The organism is Chitinophaga sp. RCC_12, from assembly GCF_041360695.1.
GTDB lineage: Bacteria > Bacteroidota > Bacteroidia > Chitinophagales > Chitinophagaceae > Chitinophaga.
Genome location: NZ_JBFUPS010000011.1, coordinates 161,792 through 179,376, shown reverse-complemented (window position 1 = coordinate 179,376; position 17,585 = coordinate 161,792). Strand labels below are relative to the sequence as shown.

Annotated in this window: 12 protein-coding genes; 9 read left to right on the top strand and 3 right to left on the bottom strand. The window is 48.2% G+C overall.

Annotation, left to right across the window (positions count from 1 at the left end; translation table 11 throughout):
• The first annotated feature begins 14 nt into the window (after window positions 1-14).
• The 4 genes from AB6805_RS27140 (at window position 15) to AB6805_RS27125 (ending at window position 6,392) form a co-directional block, all read left to right on the top strand.
• The gene (locus AB6805_RS27140; protein ID WP_370912570.1) at window positions 15-2,174 is read left to right on the top strand and encodes an alpha-galactosidase; all 2,160 of its coding nucleotides are present in this window, start codon (window positions 15-17) and stop codon (window positions 2,172-2,174) included.
• Window positions 2,175-2,208: 34 nt separating this feature from the next.
• Window positions 2,209-3,552 carry an alpha-L-fucosidase gene (locus tag AB6805_RS27135; RefSeq protein ID WP_370912569.1) on the top strand — a complete coding sequence of 448 codons (1,344 nt, stop codon included), beginning with the start codon at window positions 2,209-2,211 and terminating at the stop codon, window positions 3,550-3,552.
• A 436-nt stretch (window positions 3,553-3,988) separates the two neighbouring features.
• The gene (locus tag AB6805_RS27130) at window positions 3,989-5,467 is read left to right on the top strand and encodes a sulfatase (RefSeq protein WP_370912568.1); all 1,479 of its coding nucleotides are present in this window, start codon (window positions 3,989-3,991) and stop codon (window positions 5,465-5,467) included.
• 322 nt (window positions 5,468-5,789) lie between these two features.
• Entirely contained in the window at window positions 5,790-6,392 is a 603-nt protein-coding gene (locus AB6805_RS27125; RefSeq protein ID WP_370912567.1) for a DNA-binding response regulator, read from the top strand.
• 10 nt (window positions 6,393-6,402) lie between these two features.
• Here AB6805_RS27125 and AB6805_RS27120 read toward each other — a convergent pair whose 3' ends face one another.
• Both AB6805_RS27120 and AB6805_RS27115 read right to left on the bottom strand, forming a co-directional pair.
• Window positions 6,403-7,068 (bottom strand): siderophore-interacting protein, encoded by a 666-nt coding sequence (locus AB6805_RS27120; protein ID WP_370912566.1) that lies wholly within the window; start codon window positions 7,066-7,068, stop codon window positions 6,403-6,405.
• A 96-nt stretch (window positions 7,069-7,164) separates the two neighbouring features.
• Complete coding sequence (locus AB6805_RS27115) at window positions 7,165-8,046, bottom strand: helix-turn-helix domain-containing protein (protein ID WP_370912565.1); 882 nt, start codon at window positions 8,044-8,046, stop codon at window positions 7,165-7,167.
• Window positions 8,047-8,621: 575 nt separating this feature from the next.
• Between AB6805_RS27115 and AB6805_RS27110 the strand changes: the two genes are divergently transcribed.
• From AB6805_RS27110 to AB6805_RS27090, 5 genes are all read left to right on the top strand, one after another.
• On the top strand, window positions 8,622-11,144 hold the full coding sequence (locus AB6805_RS27110) for a glycoside hydrolase N-terminal domain-containing protein (RefSeq protein ID WP_370912564.1): 2,523 nt from the start codon (window positions 8,622-8,624) through the stop codon (window positions 11,142-11,144).
• Window positions 11,141-12,976 carry an alpha-L-fucosidase gene (locus tag AB6805_RS27105; protein WP_370912563.1) on the top strand — a complete coding sequence of 612 codons (1,836 nt, stop codon included), beginning with the start codon at window positions 11,141-11,143 and terminating at the stop codon, window positions 12,974-12,976. Before AB6805_RS27110 ends, AB6805_RS27105 begins: the two co-directional genes overlap by 4 nt.
• A gap of 8 nt (window positions 12,977-12,984) precedes the next feature.
• Window positions 12,985-14,784 (top strand): glycoside hydrolase family 36 protein, encoded by a 1,800-nt coding sequence (locus AB6805_RS27100; protein WP_370912562.1) that lies wholly within the window; start codon window positions 12,985-12,987, stop codon window positions 14,782-14,784.
• A gap of 4 nt (window positions 14,785-14,788) precedes the next feature.
• On the top strand, window positions 14,789-15,946 hold the full coding sequence (locus tag AB6805_RS27095) for an alginate lyase family protein (protein WP_370912561.1): 1,158 nt from the start codon (window positions 14,789-14,791) through the stop codon (window positions 15,944-15,946).
• A 101-nt stretch (window positions 15,947-16,047) separates the two neighbouring features.
• Entirely contained in the window at window positions 16,048-16,284 is a 237-nt protein-coding gene (locus AB6805_RS27090) for a hypothetical protein (RefSeq protein WP_079470877.1), read from the top strand.
• On the opposite strand, the gene AB6805_RS27085 is transcribed toward AB6805_RS27090, so the two are convergent.
• Window positions 16,285-17,583 carry a tetratricopeptide repeat protein gene (locus AB6805_RS27085; RefSeq protein WP_370912560.1) on the bottom strand — a complete coding sequence of 433 codons (1,299 nt, stop codon included), beginning with the start codon at window positions 17,581-17,583 and terminating at the stop codon, window positions 16,285-16,287.
• Between the last annotated feature and the right edge of the window lie 2 nt (window positions 17,584-17,585).

Genomic DNA, 17,585 nt, shown 5'->3' with positions numbered 1-17,585 from the left:
CAGAGAACAAGAACATGAAAAGAACACAACTCCTGTTTGGACTGGTTACCAGTCTTTATTCCGGTATAGCGATCGCACAGGTGAAAGCCCCTGCGCCCGACTGGCTCATCAGCCACCAGTCGTATACCGCCACGGTAACAGAAAAGGAAAAGGAAATTACACTCAGCAACGGTTTGCTGAGCCGGAGTTTTCGTATAGCCCCAAACGTAATCTGCACCGACTACCGTAACCTGGTCAGCGGTGAACAGCTGCTGCGTGCCATTAAGCCCGAAGCCCGGCTTACTATTAACGGGCACGACTATATGATCGGCGGCGCCCAGGGCCAAAAGCAACAGGCGTATCTGCTTCCCGCGTGGCTGGATAACCTGAAAGCCGGTTCAACAGATTTTATTTACAGCGGCCACCAGGTAACCGTCATCTCCCCCTATTTACAATGGCAGGCAAAAGGCTGGTGCAGCAATCCAAAGCAGCCCTCCGGCAAAGAGCTTACCTTCTCGTATGAGGCGCAGGCGCCTGAACTGAAAGGCATCAGCGTTAAAGTGCATTACGATATTTTTGACGGCATCCCACTCCTCTCGAAATGGCTGGAAATAACCAACCAGAGCGGGCAACCCATAAAGCTGCAACAGGTAGTGAATGAAATACTTGCAACGCCGGAAGAAGAATCTGCAGTAGTAGGCAGCGTGAATAAAATGCAGGTACCGCACGGAATTTATATTGAAAGCAATTACGCTTTCAATAATGCCATGAAGGCAAATCTCAGCGATCAGACTACCCACTGGAAAGCCGACAGCACCTACACTTCCCAGGTAAACTACGACCTGCAAACGCCCTGCGTACTGGAAGTATACCCAAGTGTGCCGGTAGGCATCACCTTAGCCGCCGGTGAACATTTTGAATCGATCCGTACCTACGAACTGTTGTTTGATGGATACGACCGCGAAAGAAATGGATTGGCTAAGAGAAGGTTTTACCGCACCATCGCGCCGTGGACCACAGAAAATCCTATTTTCATGCACCTGGTAAGTACCGACCCCGTGAAAGTAAAAGCGATCATCGACCAATGCGCCGCAACCGGCTATGAAGGCGTGATCCTCAGCTTTGGCAGTGGTTTGAATATGGAAGATACAGGTGCTGCCAACATCGCTAAATTCAAAGCGCTGGCGGATTATGCACATAGTAAAAAGGTGTTGCTGGGCGGTTACTCCCTGTTTTCGAGCAGGCGTATCAGTGAGGAAGATGATGTGATTAACCCGGCAACCGGTAAAACAGGCGGTGCATTTTTTGGGAATGCTCCCTGCATGGGTAGCAAATGGGGCCTGGCCTATCTGCAGAAAATTAAAAGTTTTATCAGCGCTACCGGCTTCGATATTTTTGAAAATGATGGTCCTTACCCCGGAGATGTTTGCGCCTCCACCACACACCCGGGCCACACCGGGCTGGAAGATTCCCAATGGAAGCAAATGCAGCTGCAGAAAGGGCTTTATCACTGGCTCAATGAAAAAGGAGTATATGTAAATGCCCCCGATTGGTACTTCCTGGATGGTACCAACAAAATAGCATTGGGCTACCGCGAAGTAAATTTTTCCCTGCCACGCGCAGAACAACTGATCCTGAACAGGCAGAATATTTTTGATGGCACCTGGGAGAAAACCCCTTCCATGAGCTGGGGCTTTGTACCGCTCAGCGAATACCAGGGCGGCGGTGCAGCTGCTACCCTTGAACCGCTGAAAGATCACCTGGACGCCTACGACCAGCTGATGGCGCAATACTATGGCGCCGGAGTACAGGCCTGCTACCGCGGCCCGCGTTTATACGACACCGATAGCACCAAAGCAGTGGTAAAGAACATGGTCGCCTGGTATAAAAAATACCGCGACATTCTCAATACGGATATCATTCATCTGCGCAGAGCCGATGGTCGCGACTGGGACGGGATTATGCATATAAGCGCCCAATTGCCGCAAAAGGCCCTGGTGATGCTGTATAATCCAACGCAACAGGCCATTACCCGTGAAGTGGCGCTGCCTCTGTATTACAGCGGGCTTACACAAAGCGTGCGTATCCGGGAAAAAGAAGGACCGCTAAAAACGTATACCCTTGACCGTAATTACCGCGCGCATGTGAAAGTAACCATCGCCGCAAATGGCTACACCTGGCTGGTAGCCGAGTAACCTTGTATCAAACCGAATGTATAATTTATTAGTTATGAAGAAACTATCACTTTGTATTCTCACTTTCCTGGTATTCCTGTCGGCAGTTAACGCACAGGAAAAGAAAATATTCAACGAAACAGATGCACAGAAAGAACAACGGCTGGCCTGGTGGGTGAACGACCGCTTCGGCATGTTTATTCACTGGGGACTGTATTCCATGCCTTCCCGCCACGAATGGGTAAAAAGTAATGAGCATATTACAGACAGTGCCTACCAGAAATATTTCGACCTCTATAACCCGGACCTCTACAATCCACGCGAATGGGCGCGGCAGGCGAAAGCCGCAGGTATGAAGTATGCAGTGATCACCACCAAGCACCATGAAGGCTTCTGTTTATTTGATTCTAAATACACGGATTACAAAGCCCCTAATACAGCAGCAAAAAGGGATCTGATCAAAGAATGGGTAGACGCTTTCCGGGCAGAAGGATTAAAAGTAGGGTTCTATTATTCGCTGATCGACTGGCATCATCCGGATTATACCATCGACCGGGTGCACCCGCAGCGTCCTTCCGATCCGAAGGATTATGAGCAGCTGAATAAGGGCCGCGATATGGAAAAATACCGTACTTATCTGAAGAACCAGGTAAAGGAACTCATGACCAACTACGGCAAAATTGATATCCTCTGGACCGACTTTTCTTTTCCGGGTGAACATGGAAAAGATCATAACGACTGGAATTCGCTGGATCTTATTAAAATGATCCGCAAGCTGCAACCAGGCATTATCATCAACGACCGCCTGGACCTTGGAGAATATGAAGATGGCGGCGATTTTGCCACACCGGAGCAATACAAAGTATCCGAATGGCCTACCCGTAATGGCAAGCGTATTCATTGGGAAACCTGTCAGACTTTTTCCGGTTCGTGGGGATATTACCGTGATGAAACTTCCTGGAAAGATAACAAGCAGTTACTGGTGTTGCTGATTGAATCGGTGAGTAAAGGCGGTAACCTGTTGCTAAACGTAGGACCTACCTCCCGCGGTACTTTTGATGCCCGCGCACAGGACAGGCTGAAAGGAATGGGTGAGTGGATGCAGGTGAATGGCCGTTCCATTTACGGCTGCACCGAAGCGCCAGCGGAGTTCAAGCGCCCTGATAACAGCTTGCTGACTTACAATCCAACAACCAAACGTTTGTATGTGCATTTGCTCGACTACCCATTACAGCGTTTCGAACTGCCGGGCATGAAAGGCAAAGTAAAATACGCGCAGCTACTAAACGATGGCTCCGAAGTGAAAATGCGCGCCACCGACAAAGGCGACCTGACCCTGGAACTACCCGTACGCAAACCTGACGTCGAGATCCCGGTGATAGAGTTGATTCTGAAGTAAGCGCGGATTTTGTCTTGAGCGAGTTTTGTCTTGAGCGCTGATTACGCTGATTATAATGATTTAGGGGATTGACCTTTGGGATTTTATTATGATTAGCGGAGATAGAAGCGATTAATTTTTTTAGATTTTTATTGTGATAAGGGAGATATAGGCGAAGCGATTCGCTTATATCTCCCTTGATCTTTTATATCTTATGACATCAAATCGCTCATATCTTCTTTACTCATATAAAAATCCAGAAAAGTCAAATCGCTTCTATCTCCGCTAATCATAATAAAATCCCAAAGGTCAATCCCCTAAATCATTATAATCAGCGTAATCAGCGCTCAAGACAAAACTCGCTCAAGACAAAACTCGCTTAGGACAAATTTTTCTAGGAAATCCGCGGAAGATGTATATTTTTATAGTCACCATTATTTATTGTTAAACGTCCCGGATGAAAAAAGCTTTTTTTTGCCTGAGTACATTCATATTGGCGGCTGTATCATACAGCTTTGCGGAACTGCCGCCGGTGGCAAAAAAGCCGAATATTGTGATCATCTTCATGGATGACATGGGTTATGGTGACCTTGAATGTTTTGCCGGCACTCCCTGGCACACTCCCAATATCAACCGTATGGCCGCTCAGGGCATGCGTTTCACTTATTTTTATGCAGCGCAGGCTGTTTGTTCTGCATCAAGGGCAGGATTGCTGACCGGCTGTTATCCGAACAGGGTAGGCATTAATGGCGCTTTGTCGCCGGCATCGCCTATTGCGCTGGATACCGCCGAACAAACCATTGCATCTGTGTTAAAAGCACAGGGTTACCGCACCGGGATGGTAGGCAAATGGCACCTGGGAAGCAGGGAACCATGGTTGCCTTTGCAGCATGGCTTTGATGAATACCTCGGACTGCCTTATTCCAATGATATGTGGCCGGTACATTATGATGGAAAGCCTTATTCCGATACCTCTACGCATCCGCGGAGAAAGTATCCGCCGCTGCCGCTGATAGAAGGTAATAAGCCACTCAGATATATTAAAACACTGGAAGATCAGTCGCAACTCACTACGCTTTATACAGAAAGGGCCTGCCGTTTTATAAAAAATAACCGGCAGCAACCATTTTTTCTTTACCTGGCGCACAGTATGCCACATGTGCCTATTGCGGTGTCAGAGAAGTATAAAGGAAAAAGTAAGGATGGACTTTTTGGAGATGTGATAGCAGAAATAGACTGGTCTGTTGGCCAGGTATTAAAAACGTTGGAGGAGAATGGTTTGTCTGATAACACCCTGGTGATTTTTTCCAGCGATAATGGTCCGTGGTTATCTTATGGTAACCATGCCGGAAATACCGGTGGCCTGCGCGAAGGTAAAGGTACTTCCTGGGAAGGTGGCACGAGGGTACCGTGTATCATGCGCTGGCCGGGGAAAATTCCTGCCGGTACTGTTTGCAACAAAATGGCTGCTACCATTGATCTGCTTCCCACGGTGGCTAATTTATGCGGGGCTGCATTGCCGGTCAGGAAAATTGACGGAGTGGATATGAAGTCATTGTTATTTAATGAGCCGGAGGCAAATCCGCGGGATGAGCTGGCCGTATATTACCAGGTGAATAGTTTGGAGGCCATCCGGAAGGGGCCGTGGAAACTGGTGCTCCCGCATAGAAGCAGAACGTATAAATTAAACCTGCCGGGATATGATGGTTTTCCAGGTGCGCAGCCGGAAGTGGATGTACCTATGGCATTGTATGACATGCGGCGTGACCCGGGTGAAACACTGGATGTGCAGCAGCAGTTTCCGGAGATGGTGAAATCCCTGCAGGCGATAGCAGAAAAGTACCGGTCGATGCTCGGTGACGACCTTACCGGGGCGAAGGGAACTGAGCGGAGAGCTGCAGGAAAATACAGCTATAATATATATACCAAAGTATAATTTGTTTTAAATGATAGAAGTCCTGACTTTTAAGTAGTTGATTAGTAAGTAATTGTATCCAGGTTAATCCTTTAATAAACTGTCAGATACCACGTTATATTTTCGTTTTATTGCTAATATAAAATGAATTGTATATTAATATTTATTGAAAAACCATATATGTATCCGATTGACTACTGCATGTAATTGTTTCAAATTTGCGACGGGTATGGGAACCGTGTGATTCTTTCCATTTATAATTTATCAACCATACCAGCTTCCGGAAACCTGCAGTTATTAATGGAAGATTTCATATGAATATACATAACCCAAAAGGAATATTATGAAAAAAGTGCGGCCAATTAATCCTGCTAACCTGGGAGGAGCGCGTGTTTTAGAAGTTTCAGGATTGCACAGCGAATCATCGGAAACGTTACAACAATTAGCAAAAGATATCTGCAACCTGGTTTTTATGGATATAGAGATACCCGGATTGAACGCAATAGAAGCCGCCAGCATAGTAAAAGCAGCTTACCCTGATATAAATGTGCTATTGCTTACCCTGAACGAGACGGAACAGGGATTAATACAGGTGCCGGCAGCAACAGAAGCGTTTAAAATCGATCATGTACCCCCGGTCTCCCTGACAGAGTTTATTTCTCAGATATATGAGACGGCTTTGCAGTCGAACTTAGTGGCGGTTAACAAAGTACTGGCCTTTTTCCGTAAGGAGAAACAGGTTTATCAGGACCCCTACGGATTATCGCCGCGGGAGAAAGAGATTTTACGTTGCCTGGTAAATGGCGACACCTATAAGCAGGTAGCGGAAGGGTGTCATATCAGTGTGGGAACGGTCCGTTCCCATATCATGAATATTTATCGCAAGCTCGATGTAAAATCCCGCTCCAACGCCATTGTAAAGGCAATGAAAGAACACCTGGTCTGATGCCCCGCACTTAGCCCCAGAAACCCTGTGCCTTTACCTGTTTGCCTTGCTGACGTAATAATTTGCGTACCTGTACCGCCATCTGCTGATTACCTGCCACATAATAAGTTGTATTTGCCACCGGGAAATCATAATGGTATAACCATTCATGCAGATCGGTGAAATAATGACCGTTATTGGAAAGCGGCTGCACCGGCATTTGTAATATCTGCCGGGTAAGCGGATCTTCCAATTGCAGGAAACAATGAAATTGTTGTTGATTGGTTTTACGCAGGTATAAAGAATGGAAGTGCCCTGCGGCGCTGGCATCACCTATGCATACCAGGTGTTGCGTGCCGGAGGGCTGATGCTGACCACCACCGGGTCCGGCATAATTTACTTCATCACCCGGTTGCAGTTCCAGCGCCCAGGAGCTGCCAGCTCCCTCATGTCCGCAATCCACTATAAGGGTGGCGGTTTGTGCAGCAGTGTCCCAGCATGCAACAGTGTAATCGCGATACGCATATGGAGCCACCTCACATTTGAGATGCTGGGTGCTGCGTTCTGGCAGGGCCTGCGACAGTTGCAAATCTATTTCTAATAAAAAATTTCCTATACGTGCTACGCTTATTACGTGCGCAGTTTTCCCTATGCGCGACATCAGTAAACTGGTCGCCCTTTCTTTGATTGAAGGCATTTATTAAATGTGTTTGATGATTAAAACGCGCCGGCTTACGGCGGCAGTTGCAGTGTTTCAGCAAAACTACCGGAGCTGCACTTCTCCGTTATTATACTATTCCGGGTTATAGTTATACTTTTCCCGGCTTGAGATCCGGAAGGCCACCGGCGTTTGCCCGGTATGCTGTTTGAAAAAACGGTTGAAATAGGTGACTTCATTGAACTGCAGGTACCAGGCTATTTCCTTGATGCCATGCGTGGAATGCAGCAACATCCGCTTGGCTTCCAGTATACGTCTTGCTGCCAGCAACGCGGAAGCCGTTTGCCCTGTTTCCTGTTTTACTACTTCGTTTAAATGGTCTGTGGTAACATACAGCGCCCGCGCGTATTCCCCGGCACTGTTCCAGCTCAGCAGGTGTTGCTCCATCAGTTCCCGGTAACGGTTTAATAATGTTGATTGTAAAGGGGAGCTTTGGGTGTTTTCCGGAAGATACCGCATAAACTGGGTGAGCAATACCGCCAGGTAATGTTGCAATACCTGTTCCTGCAGCGCCTTACGCGTATTGAATTCCCGCAGCATCTGTGCACACAAATGCCATATTTCCTGGTAAGCAGCGTTGTCGGGTGTTACCGGATGCTCCACACATAAAGGCAAAGCAGCAAAGCCAACAGGTAAAAAATCACGCGTGAAGGAGATCAGGTACACGTCCTGCACCTGTTCTCCATCCATCGACAGGTGCACCTGCCACGGTGTTAATAAAAACATGCTCTCCGGTGGCATGTCTATCAGCCTGAAATCTACCATGTGCCGGCTTCGCTGCCTGCCTGTTATCACCAATGTGTAAAACTCGTGCCGGTGGGCCGCTGTTAAATCAGCATTGGGGTGGTGGGCCGGTTCCCCGGCCTGTTTATGATGAACATCTATCATCAACCCCGGAACAACCAGAAGCTCTTCCAGCCGGTATGACGCAATGATGGATTGTTTTCCTTTTTTCATAACAACATCCTCACTTTATTACCAGACGATCGAACAAAACAATTATTGTATAATTTTCTTTTTTTGCTTTTGCAAGACAGGAACCTTTCATGGTCAACCTGTCTCATAACCTGTTATTCCCTCTTTTTTACACTGCCTTAAAAAGATACCTGAAATGGGTAAAATTGCATACATTTATTTGCAACCGATTGCATAGTTTCGGATTATATTAGCAAAGCATAGTTTTTAAAATACCCGTAGAGTAATGAAAACACTGGTTAAGGTCAACTAAAGATATTTTGCAAACGTTTGCTGAAACAGATGAATTCCATGATGAAAGAACGAATGTCAGGTGACTGATATACATTCCCCTTTCTAAAAAAAAGAAAGCCTGCAGCGGACATTTCCTTAAAACAGATTCGCCAAAAAAAATTTAAAAGCAAATGTTAATCAGAGGAATGGCCACCTGCCTTGCCATCATAGCCGGATCAGAATCACTATGGAGGTCCAGGCTGGTATGAACGATGGTAAGGTAGTGGCAGCCGTAAGCAAGGGAATGGAAACAGGCATGACTCAACCTGAAAAATAATATATTGATGATAAAATATCTGTTAGCAGCTTCGTTGATGTTATTGGCCGGAAACACCGGCGCCGCAACACCGGCAGATTCCCTGTTAAAACTCTGGTACCGGCAACCGGCCAAACAATGGGTAGAGGCGCTCCCTGTAGGAAATGGCCGCATGGGTGCCATGGTCTTTGGCGGCGTACAGCAGGAAGAACTGCAACTCAATGAAGGTTATCTCTGGTCCGGCGTTCCACGTGATGGTAATAACCCGGCGGCCAAAGAACTGCTGCCCGTCATCCGCCAGCTGCTGGCAGAGGAAAAATATATGGAAGCAGATCAGCTGGCCCGCAAAATGATGGGTACCTACAGCGCCCGCTATCTCACACTGGGAAGTCTTTTTATAGACAACGATATACCACAGGAGGCCACGCAATATAAACGTGAACTGAACCTGAACAACGGGGTAGCGCGCGTTAGTTATACAGCTAACGGCGTCGACTATACGAGGGAAGTGTTTTGCAGTTACCCGAAGCAATTGCTGGTAATACGCTATACGGCCAGTAAAGCCGGGCAGCTTAGTTTCAGCACCCGTTTTGCCAACCCGATGCCGCATACGAACAGCGTGGTTAACCCGCATTACCTGGTCATGAAAGGCAGATGCCCCGAATATGTGGCAGCAAGGGCTTATGAGCCAAAACAGATTGTTTACGGCGATAAAGGAATCAATTACGAAGTACATCTTGATGCGCGCGTACACGGAGGACAGGTAAATACAGATACTGCGGGCATACACATTTCCGGCGCAACGGAAGCAGTACTCCTGTTATCAGTTGGTACCAGTTTTAAAGAAGGATTACCCAACGGGAAAGATCCACATACGGCGGCTGTGGAGCCTTTACAGAAAGCCGGCAGTTATCCGCAATTACTGACTGGTCACATAAACGACTATACGTCGTTGTTCAGCCGGGTATCGCTCAACCTCGGAAGCGACACTTCCGCACTGCAGCCAACAGATGAAAGACTGAAAGTATATACGCTTTCCGGTGGCAACCGCGATCCGCAATTAACCACGCTGCTGTATCAATACGGCCGCTACCTGATGATATCCGGATCCCGCAAGGGCGGTCCGGCTATGAATCTGCAGGGATTGTGGAATAAGGAAATGCAGCCGCCCTGGGGCTCCAACTATACTATCAATATCAATACGGAAATGAATTACTGGCCGTCCGAAACCGCCAACTTATCGGATTGCGGTGCGCCATTATTTGAATTTATTGGCCAGCTGGCGCAACACGGGCGTGTAACCGCTGCCGTTAATTACGGTGCAAAAGGATGGACGGCGCATCATAACTCGGATATATGGGGTATGACCAACCCGGCCGGTGGTATTGACTTTTCCGATCCCAGCGGTAACCCCAAATGGGCAATATGGCCAATGGGCGGAGCCTGGCTGAGCCGCCACCTGTGGGAGTACTACCAGTTTACCGGCGATAAGAAAATGCTGCAACAGGTATATCCCGATCTGAAAGGCGCTGCATTATTTATGCTCGACTGGCTGGTAAAAAACAAAGAGGGCCAATGGATCACAAGCCCTTCTACTACGCCGGAGAATAATTTTATGGTAAACGGTAAGCGGGAAGGTTCTGTGAGTATTGCTACTACCATGGATCTTTCCATTATTCACGACCTGTTTAATAATACAATCCAGGCGGCAACCGTGTTACAACAGGATGCAGCCCTTGTAGCCCGTATCAAACAAACCATGAAGGAAATGTATCCTTTCCATACCGGTCAGTATGGACAATTGCAGGAGTGGTACAAAGACTGGGACGATCCAAAGGACTCACACCGCCACGTATCCCACCTGTATGGCTTATTCCCGGGTAATTTCATTTCGCCCCGAAGGGATACCGTACTATCTGCGGCGGCTACACGCAGTTTGCTGCTGCGGGGAGATGGCGGAACCGGCTGGTCTAAATCATGGAAGATAAACTGGTGGGCACGCCTGGAAGATGGCAATCACGCGTATACCATGTTGAATAAGCAGTTATTCCTGGCCGGCGGGCAGGCAGTGAGCGTAGCCGACAACAGCGGCGGGTCTTATCCCAACCTGTTTGATGCGCATCCTCCGTTCCAGATCGACGGCAATTTCGGGGTAACTTCCGGGATTACGGAAATGTTGCTGCAAAGCCATGATGGCGCACTGTACCTGCTTCCCGCATTGCCCGATGCGTGGCCTTCCGGCAGTGTGAAAGGATTAAAAGCAAGAGGTGGTTTTGAAGTAGATATGGAATGGAAAAATGGGCAGCTCACGCATGCCGTTATCCGTTCCGCATTGGGTGGTAACTGCCGTATTCGTACGCGCGTTGCCGTTAAGGTGAACGGACAACCGGCAAAGCCGGCGGTTGGTAACAACGTAAATCCATTCTACCAGTTGCAGATCCGGGGCAACACTATTGTAAAAGACACAACGAAATTACCAGTGTTGCAGTTGGAAAAAGTTTTTGAGTATGATTTTTCAACTGCACCTGGTAAAATTTATGATATCTTATGAACTATAGCAGGCGCATATTAAGTATAGCCTTTAGCATTATAACAGGAGTAACTGTTGCGCAGGTGAAAGGCGATGATGATGGCATCCTGAGCCAGCAGGCCGCTGCGCGCGACAGCATAGCAGTCAACGACGCGCTGAATGGCTGGTGGAAAGCATCTATGAAAAACCACGATGCCCGCATTGCCTGGTGGCGGGAAGCTAAATTCGGATGCTTTGTCCACTGGGGCGTTTATTCTACCGCCGGTGGCGAATGGAATGGAAAGAAGGTGGAGGGCTACGCCGAGCACCTGATGCGGAAGGAGAAGATCGGCCGGCAGGAATATGCGGATAAGCTCATTCAAACATTTAACCCGGTAAATTTTGATGCGGACGCCTGGGTGCGTATGATTAAAGCAGCAGGTATGAAATACCTGGTCATCACCGCCAAGCATCATGATGGCGTGGCCATGTATCCCACTGCTATCGGCAACTATCACATTCAGCAGGATCCTTTGGCGGCATTGTCGGTCGCCTGTAAGAAATATGGCATCCGTTTCGGCTTTTATTACTCCCATGCGTTCGACTGGGAGCATCCCGATGCGCCAGGTAATGACTGGGATTATAAAAATCCCGGGGGAGATAAGAACCTGTATGGTGGCGTCACCTGGTATAATGCACATCCGGAATTACTGCCCAAAGCGGTGAAGTATGTGAATGAAAAAGCAATCCCCCAAATATTAGAGTTGTTGAAAAGATATCATCCGGATATTCTTTGGTTTGATACGCCGCATAAGTTACCGCTAAGTGAAAACATCCGTATACTGCAGGCGATCCGGGCGGCAGATAACAAGGTAGTAGTGAATGGCCGGCTGGCACGCGCTCCCGGCGTTTCTTTCGGCGATTATGTGAACACGGCCGACCGGCCCGCGGAGTTTTACCCGGTAACCGGCGATTGGGAAGCCATTCCCACCACCAACGAGTCGTACGGATATTCGAAGTACGACAGCAGTCATAAGCCGCCGGGCTTCTTTATCCGGCTGCTGGCCAAAGCGGCCGGCAAAGGCGGCAACCTGCTTATGAACATTGGCCCGGAAGGCGACGGCAGCATTGACCCGCGTGATACGGTAATACTGCATACCATTGGAGCGTGGATGCAACAATACGGCGAAAGTATTTACGGCACTACAGCAAGTCCGCTACCGGTGCAGCCCTGGGGCGAAAGCACGCGGAAGGACAACAAGTTATACCTGCACGTTTTTAACTGGCAGTCTACCTTATATGTAGGCGGACTGGAAAGCAGTATCCGCAACGCGTATCTTTTGGGCGACAAAAGTAAAAAGCCGCTGCAATTAAAGCGGCAGCAGTCCAAAGACTGGCTGATTGCATTGCCTGCACACGCGCCCGATAGCATTAACAGCGTTATTGTACTGGAAACAGACCAGCTTAAAACAGATAGCGTAAGAGTATTGGATACTTATAACATTACGAATGTACTCAGGGCGTTTGATGCCACCCTGCATGGCAGCGGCTGGCAGTACAGCGACGGAAAGAAGAATAATTATGACGTACGTAACTGGAAAGACACTGCGCAGTACATCAGCTGGAAGGTGCGTACTGTACGCGATGCAGCGTACAGGCTTAGTATTAAGTATGGTGCAGATGCCGGTGGCAGTTTCATATTGCGTATAGGCGATCATGTTATGAAGGAAACTGTGCAACCGGTTAAAGCAACCGTAAAGTCACTGAAAGATATTTATCTGCCGGCAGGCGAATATGACATAACAATTAAGGCAAACGGGATAACAGGAAAGGAATTGATGAAACTATTTGAACTCACGATGCAACCAAAATAATATCCACGATGAAAAAAAATAGTTGGCTTTTAACTGCCGGTTTACTGTGGGGTGCCCTCACCGCCATGGCAGGAACGCCCGCAGCATTTGTACAGGCGCTGAAAAGCAGTGCAGCTGTGGTGTATACCGCCAATGGCAGTATAGCGCCGGATTATATTAAAGTAATCCGCAACTGGAAAAATGATCACTGTGAAATACGTATAGTCAACACCGGTAGTGCACCTGTGCGATTGAAGGAAGTGATTACCGGTGCGGCAGGTAAGATATTGTTACCCACCACACCCTTTTATGCGGAGGGTTTCCAGATGCTGACGCAAACAGCCGGTACGCTTGCTCATCCTGAAACATTAGGAAATTACACAGATGCCGGGCATTATAAAATTCCGCAACCGGAGGGTTACCTGGCAGTATACAACCTGCTGCGTTTGTACCCTGCAAATGAAGAACAGATATTATTGGGATATACATCCAGCAAGCGTTTTGTGGGCAAGTTTTATATTTCTGCAGATACCATCAAAACAGTAACCGACCTGGAGAACCTGGAACTTGCTCCCGGAGCTGATTTTAAGCTGGAAGAATTAATGGTGATCACGGGTAAGGATGGCAACGCATTGCTGGACCGCTTCGCCGCCAGGATACAGGAACATCATCCACGGCTTGAGTTTAAGCAGCCACCAACCGGCTGGTGCTCCTGGTATTGTTTCGGTCCGAAGGTAACCGCACAGAATATTTACGATAACCTTGATTACATAAAAAGTAACATTCCGGCGCTAAAATATATACAGGTAGACGATGGTTATCAGCCGCATATGGGCGACTGGCTGGAGTCGGGTAATTCTTTTGGCGGCAATGTGCAACAGGTGCTGAAAGCCATCCGGGAAAAAGGCTTTGAGCCGGCTATTTGGGTAGCGCCGTTTATTTGCGACAGCAATTCCACTATTTATAAAGATCATAAAGACTGGCTGGTGAAAGACGCGTCTGGTGCGCCTTTGCGCAGCGACCTGGTTACGTTTGGCGGCTGGCGGATGAAGCCCTGGTTTGTGCTGGATGGCACAAACCCTGCGGTGCAGCAACACCTGGAGCAATTATTCCGGACCATGCGCAACGACTGGGGCGTTACTTATTTTAAACTGGATGCCAATTTCTGGGGCGCTATTCATGGCGGCAAATTTTATGATGCTAAAGCTACAAGGGTAGAAGCATACCGGCGTGGCATGGAAGCCATTCTCAAAGGCAGCAGGGATGCTTTTATACTTGGCTGTAATCATCCGCTGTGGCCATCATTAGGGTTGGTGCATGGCAGCCGCAGCTCAATGGACATTAAGCGCACCTGGACGGTATTTGAGCGTTCCGGTCGTGAAAACCTTTACCGTGCCTGGCAAAACGGCCGTTTATGGTGGAACGATCCTGATTGCCTGGTACTTACCGGCAACATGCCCGGTAACGAATTTAATTTCCATGCAGCTTTGCTGTACGCTACCGGCGGTATGTTACTAAGTGGCGATGACTTGACGAAGATATCACGGCAACGGCTCAACGTTTTGAAGAAGGCGTTGCCACCCACCGCAAAGGCAGCGGCTTTTGAAGGCACTGATTTTGAAATAGGAAGGGTTGCTACCGCGGCAGGCAAACAGGTGATTTTGCTCAACTGGCAGTCATCTTCAAAAAAAATAACGGTGAAACTTGATCAGCCATACCAAATATCAGATTACTGGACAGGCGCCGGTTTAGGTACACACAACGGTTCTTTTGTGATGGAGCTGGCAGCACATGACGGCCGGGTATTACTATTAACACCAAAAAAATAATTCCATGCGTACGTTCCTGGCAGCTTTATTCATCAGTATTTCCTGCATAATGCAGGCGCAATCACCTTATCAGCAGCAGCTGCTTAAAGATACACGGGGGGCGGTGATCAAACGGGCCGCATGGGCCATGCAGCAGCCACCACAAACGATTACTGCCTTCCGCTGCGACCGCAGCGCCGGCGGCATACATGACTTTTATTCAGAAGGGGATTACTGGTGGCCCGATCCGGCAAATCCAAACGGAGCTTATATCCAGCGGGATGGCCAAACCAACCCTGAAAATTTTGTAGCGCACCGGCTGGCCATGATCCGTTTCAGCCGGGTGATGGGCGCACTGGCGGCAGGATATATTGCCACCAAAGACAACACTTATCCGCAGCAGGCATTGCTGCATGCAAAGGCCTGGTTTGAAACAGCGGCTACCCGGATGAATCCTTCGCTGCTGTATGCACAGGCCATCAAAGGAAAGGCAACCGGCAGGGGCATTGGTATTATTGATACGATCCACTTGATGGAAGTAGTGCAAGCTTTAAGTGTGATGGAGAAAGCCGGCGCCATTCCGCCGGCGGATCTTACAGCGTTTAAAAGCTGGTTCAGTGAATACCTGCAATGGCTGACCACACATCCTTACGGGAAGGATGAAATGAATGCTGCCAATAATCACGGCACATGCTGGGTGATGCAGGTGGCCGCTTTTGCGCGTTTTGTGGATAACAAGGAGCTGTTGGAATTTTGCAGCAACCGTTATAAAACGGTATTGCTGCCTCGCCAGATGGCTGCTGACGGCAGTTTTCCACTGGAGTTGAAACGTACTAAACCTTACGGCTACTCGCTGTTTAACCTGGATGCCATGAGCACCATCTGCCAGTTGCTGAGTACGCCGGATAATGACCTGTGGCGCTTTACAGCAGACAGCAGTAAAAATATGGAGAGAGGAATCGCCTTTCTTTATCCATATGTAAATAACAAAAACAGCTGGCCTTATGCACATGATGTGATGTACTGGAACAGCTGGCCGGTGGCGCAGCCCTTCCTCATTTTTGGTGCGGCTGCTTTTCAGCGGCCGGAATATTACCGGCTATGGCTGTCGCTTAACCAGGATCCGGAGGAAGAAGAGGTGCTTCGAAACCTTCCCGTGAGGAATCCTCTGATCTGGTTATGAGCGCTTTAGAATTTACAATTATTTAAGATTCAGATGTTTTATTTTCTTAATATAAATCCTTAACTTTAGGAGACTATACACTATGTTTAAACTTTAGAGAAATGAGTTGGATGGACGACTTGTATGTTATTTACCAGAAACTGGATGCCACCGGTTGTGAAGAGGTAAAACATGACATTTTAAAAGCCCAGATTGATGGCTGTAACCGCGGAGAGATCTATTTCCTGGTATTACAACAACTGGTACAGATCAAAACAGGCAAGGCGCCTGTTTATGAGTTAATTAAGGGAGAAGTAGAAAATATTATCCACTACAGTAAGGGACAATACCTGAGTTAATTATTTTAATTCTTCTATCAGTTTCTGCACTTTGAGGTAATTCGGCGCGCCGGATGGGATTTTTAATAACCATTCGAGGCATTGCTGCTTACGTCCTTCCCGCAGATAGCTCAACGCCATATAAAAGGCTGCTTCGTACCGGAGTTCACTGCTGTTGTTAAAAACGGTGGTGAGGTCCTGTCGTGCGCTTTCCATCTGGTTTTGGTCGATCAGGGCTACGCCGCGGTAATAGCGGGCGTATAGGTTGCCTGGATTGGCTGCCAGTGCTTTATTCAATAGCAATACAGCTTCGTTAAAGTGGCCGCGATTGAACTGTTCGATCGCTTCTTCCGGAAGCCGCAGGCTGTCGATATCCGGAATCTGCATTTCGGTGGAGGCGAATTGCCGGTAGATATTTTTTCTCCAGGGGCTTACATACAACAGGATAGCCAGTCCTGCTGCTATCAATGCAGTAAGGATTACATAATTACGGATGGGTATGGGCGAACTGTCTTTCAGCGTGTACCAGGCGTTGCGGTGGGTAAACAGCAAATGTTGCAACTCATCCCGGTTGGCGTCGTTACAAATTTTCTGGCCCAGCAGTTGCCGGACAGCATCAAAACGTTTTACCTGTTGTGTAAGCAGGGTGTCGGTTTGAAGTCGTTCGGAGAAAGCTTTGCGCTCTGCCTCACTCATTTGCCCGCTGAGGAAACGGTCTGTTTCCAGCAGGTCTTTTTCTGAAAGGCTGTTGGCTTTTAGTTTTATGTCGATATCCCTGAACAGGCTGCGGAAACAATCGGCCCGTCTGCCAGGCAGTTCATTAATGGGGATGTTGGTTTCTGCGGCAATATCTTCCTGGAGGCAGCCATCTGTGAGTGACCAGCGGAGTAATTCTTTGCAGTCGTCCGAGAGGGCGAGGTAGTAGTGATAGGCGAGTCTTCTTTTTTCTCCTTCTTTCAGTACATCTTCCACATCCTGGATATCGTCTCTGCTCATGGTAGAGAGCTCCTCTGCTTCCAGGCCGGGAATCCGTTGCCCTCTTCTTTCCAGTTCCTGTTCCCAGATACGCTTGCACAGCAGTTGCAGAAAGGGCTCAAAGTCGGAGACTTTCAGCGGGTGACGGCGGGCGAAGTAATAAATGTCCATCAGGGCCTCTTCAAAAATATGCGCCGCATCTTTTACGTGACCGCTCTTTTGCAGGATGAACCGCTTTTCTTTGGAAGCAAAGCGCTGATAAATATTTTCAATTACTGCTGGTGTATGGTGAAGCAATCCCTCAATATATTCCTGGTCGTTATTTATTAATTGTTCAGGTGACATAC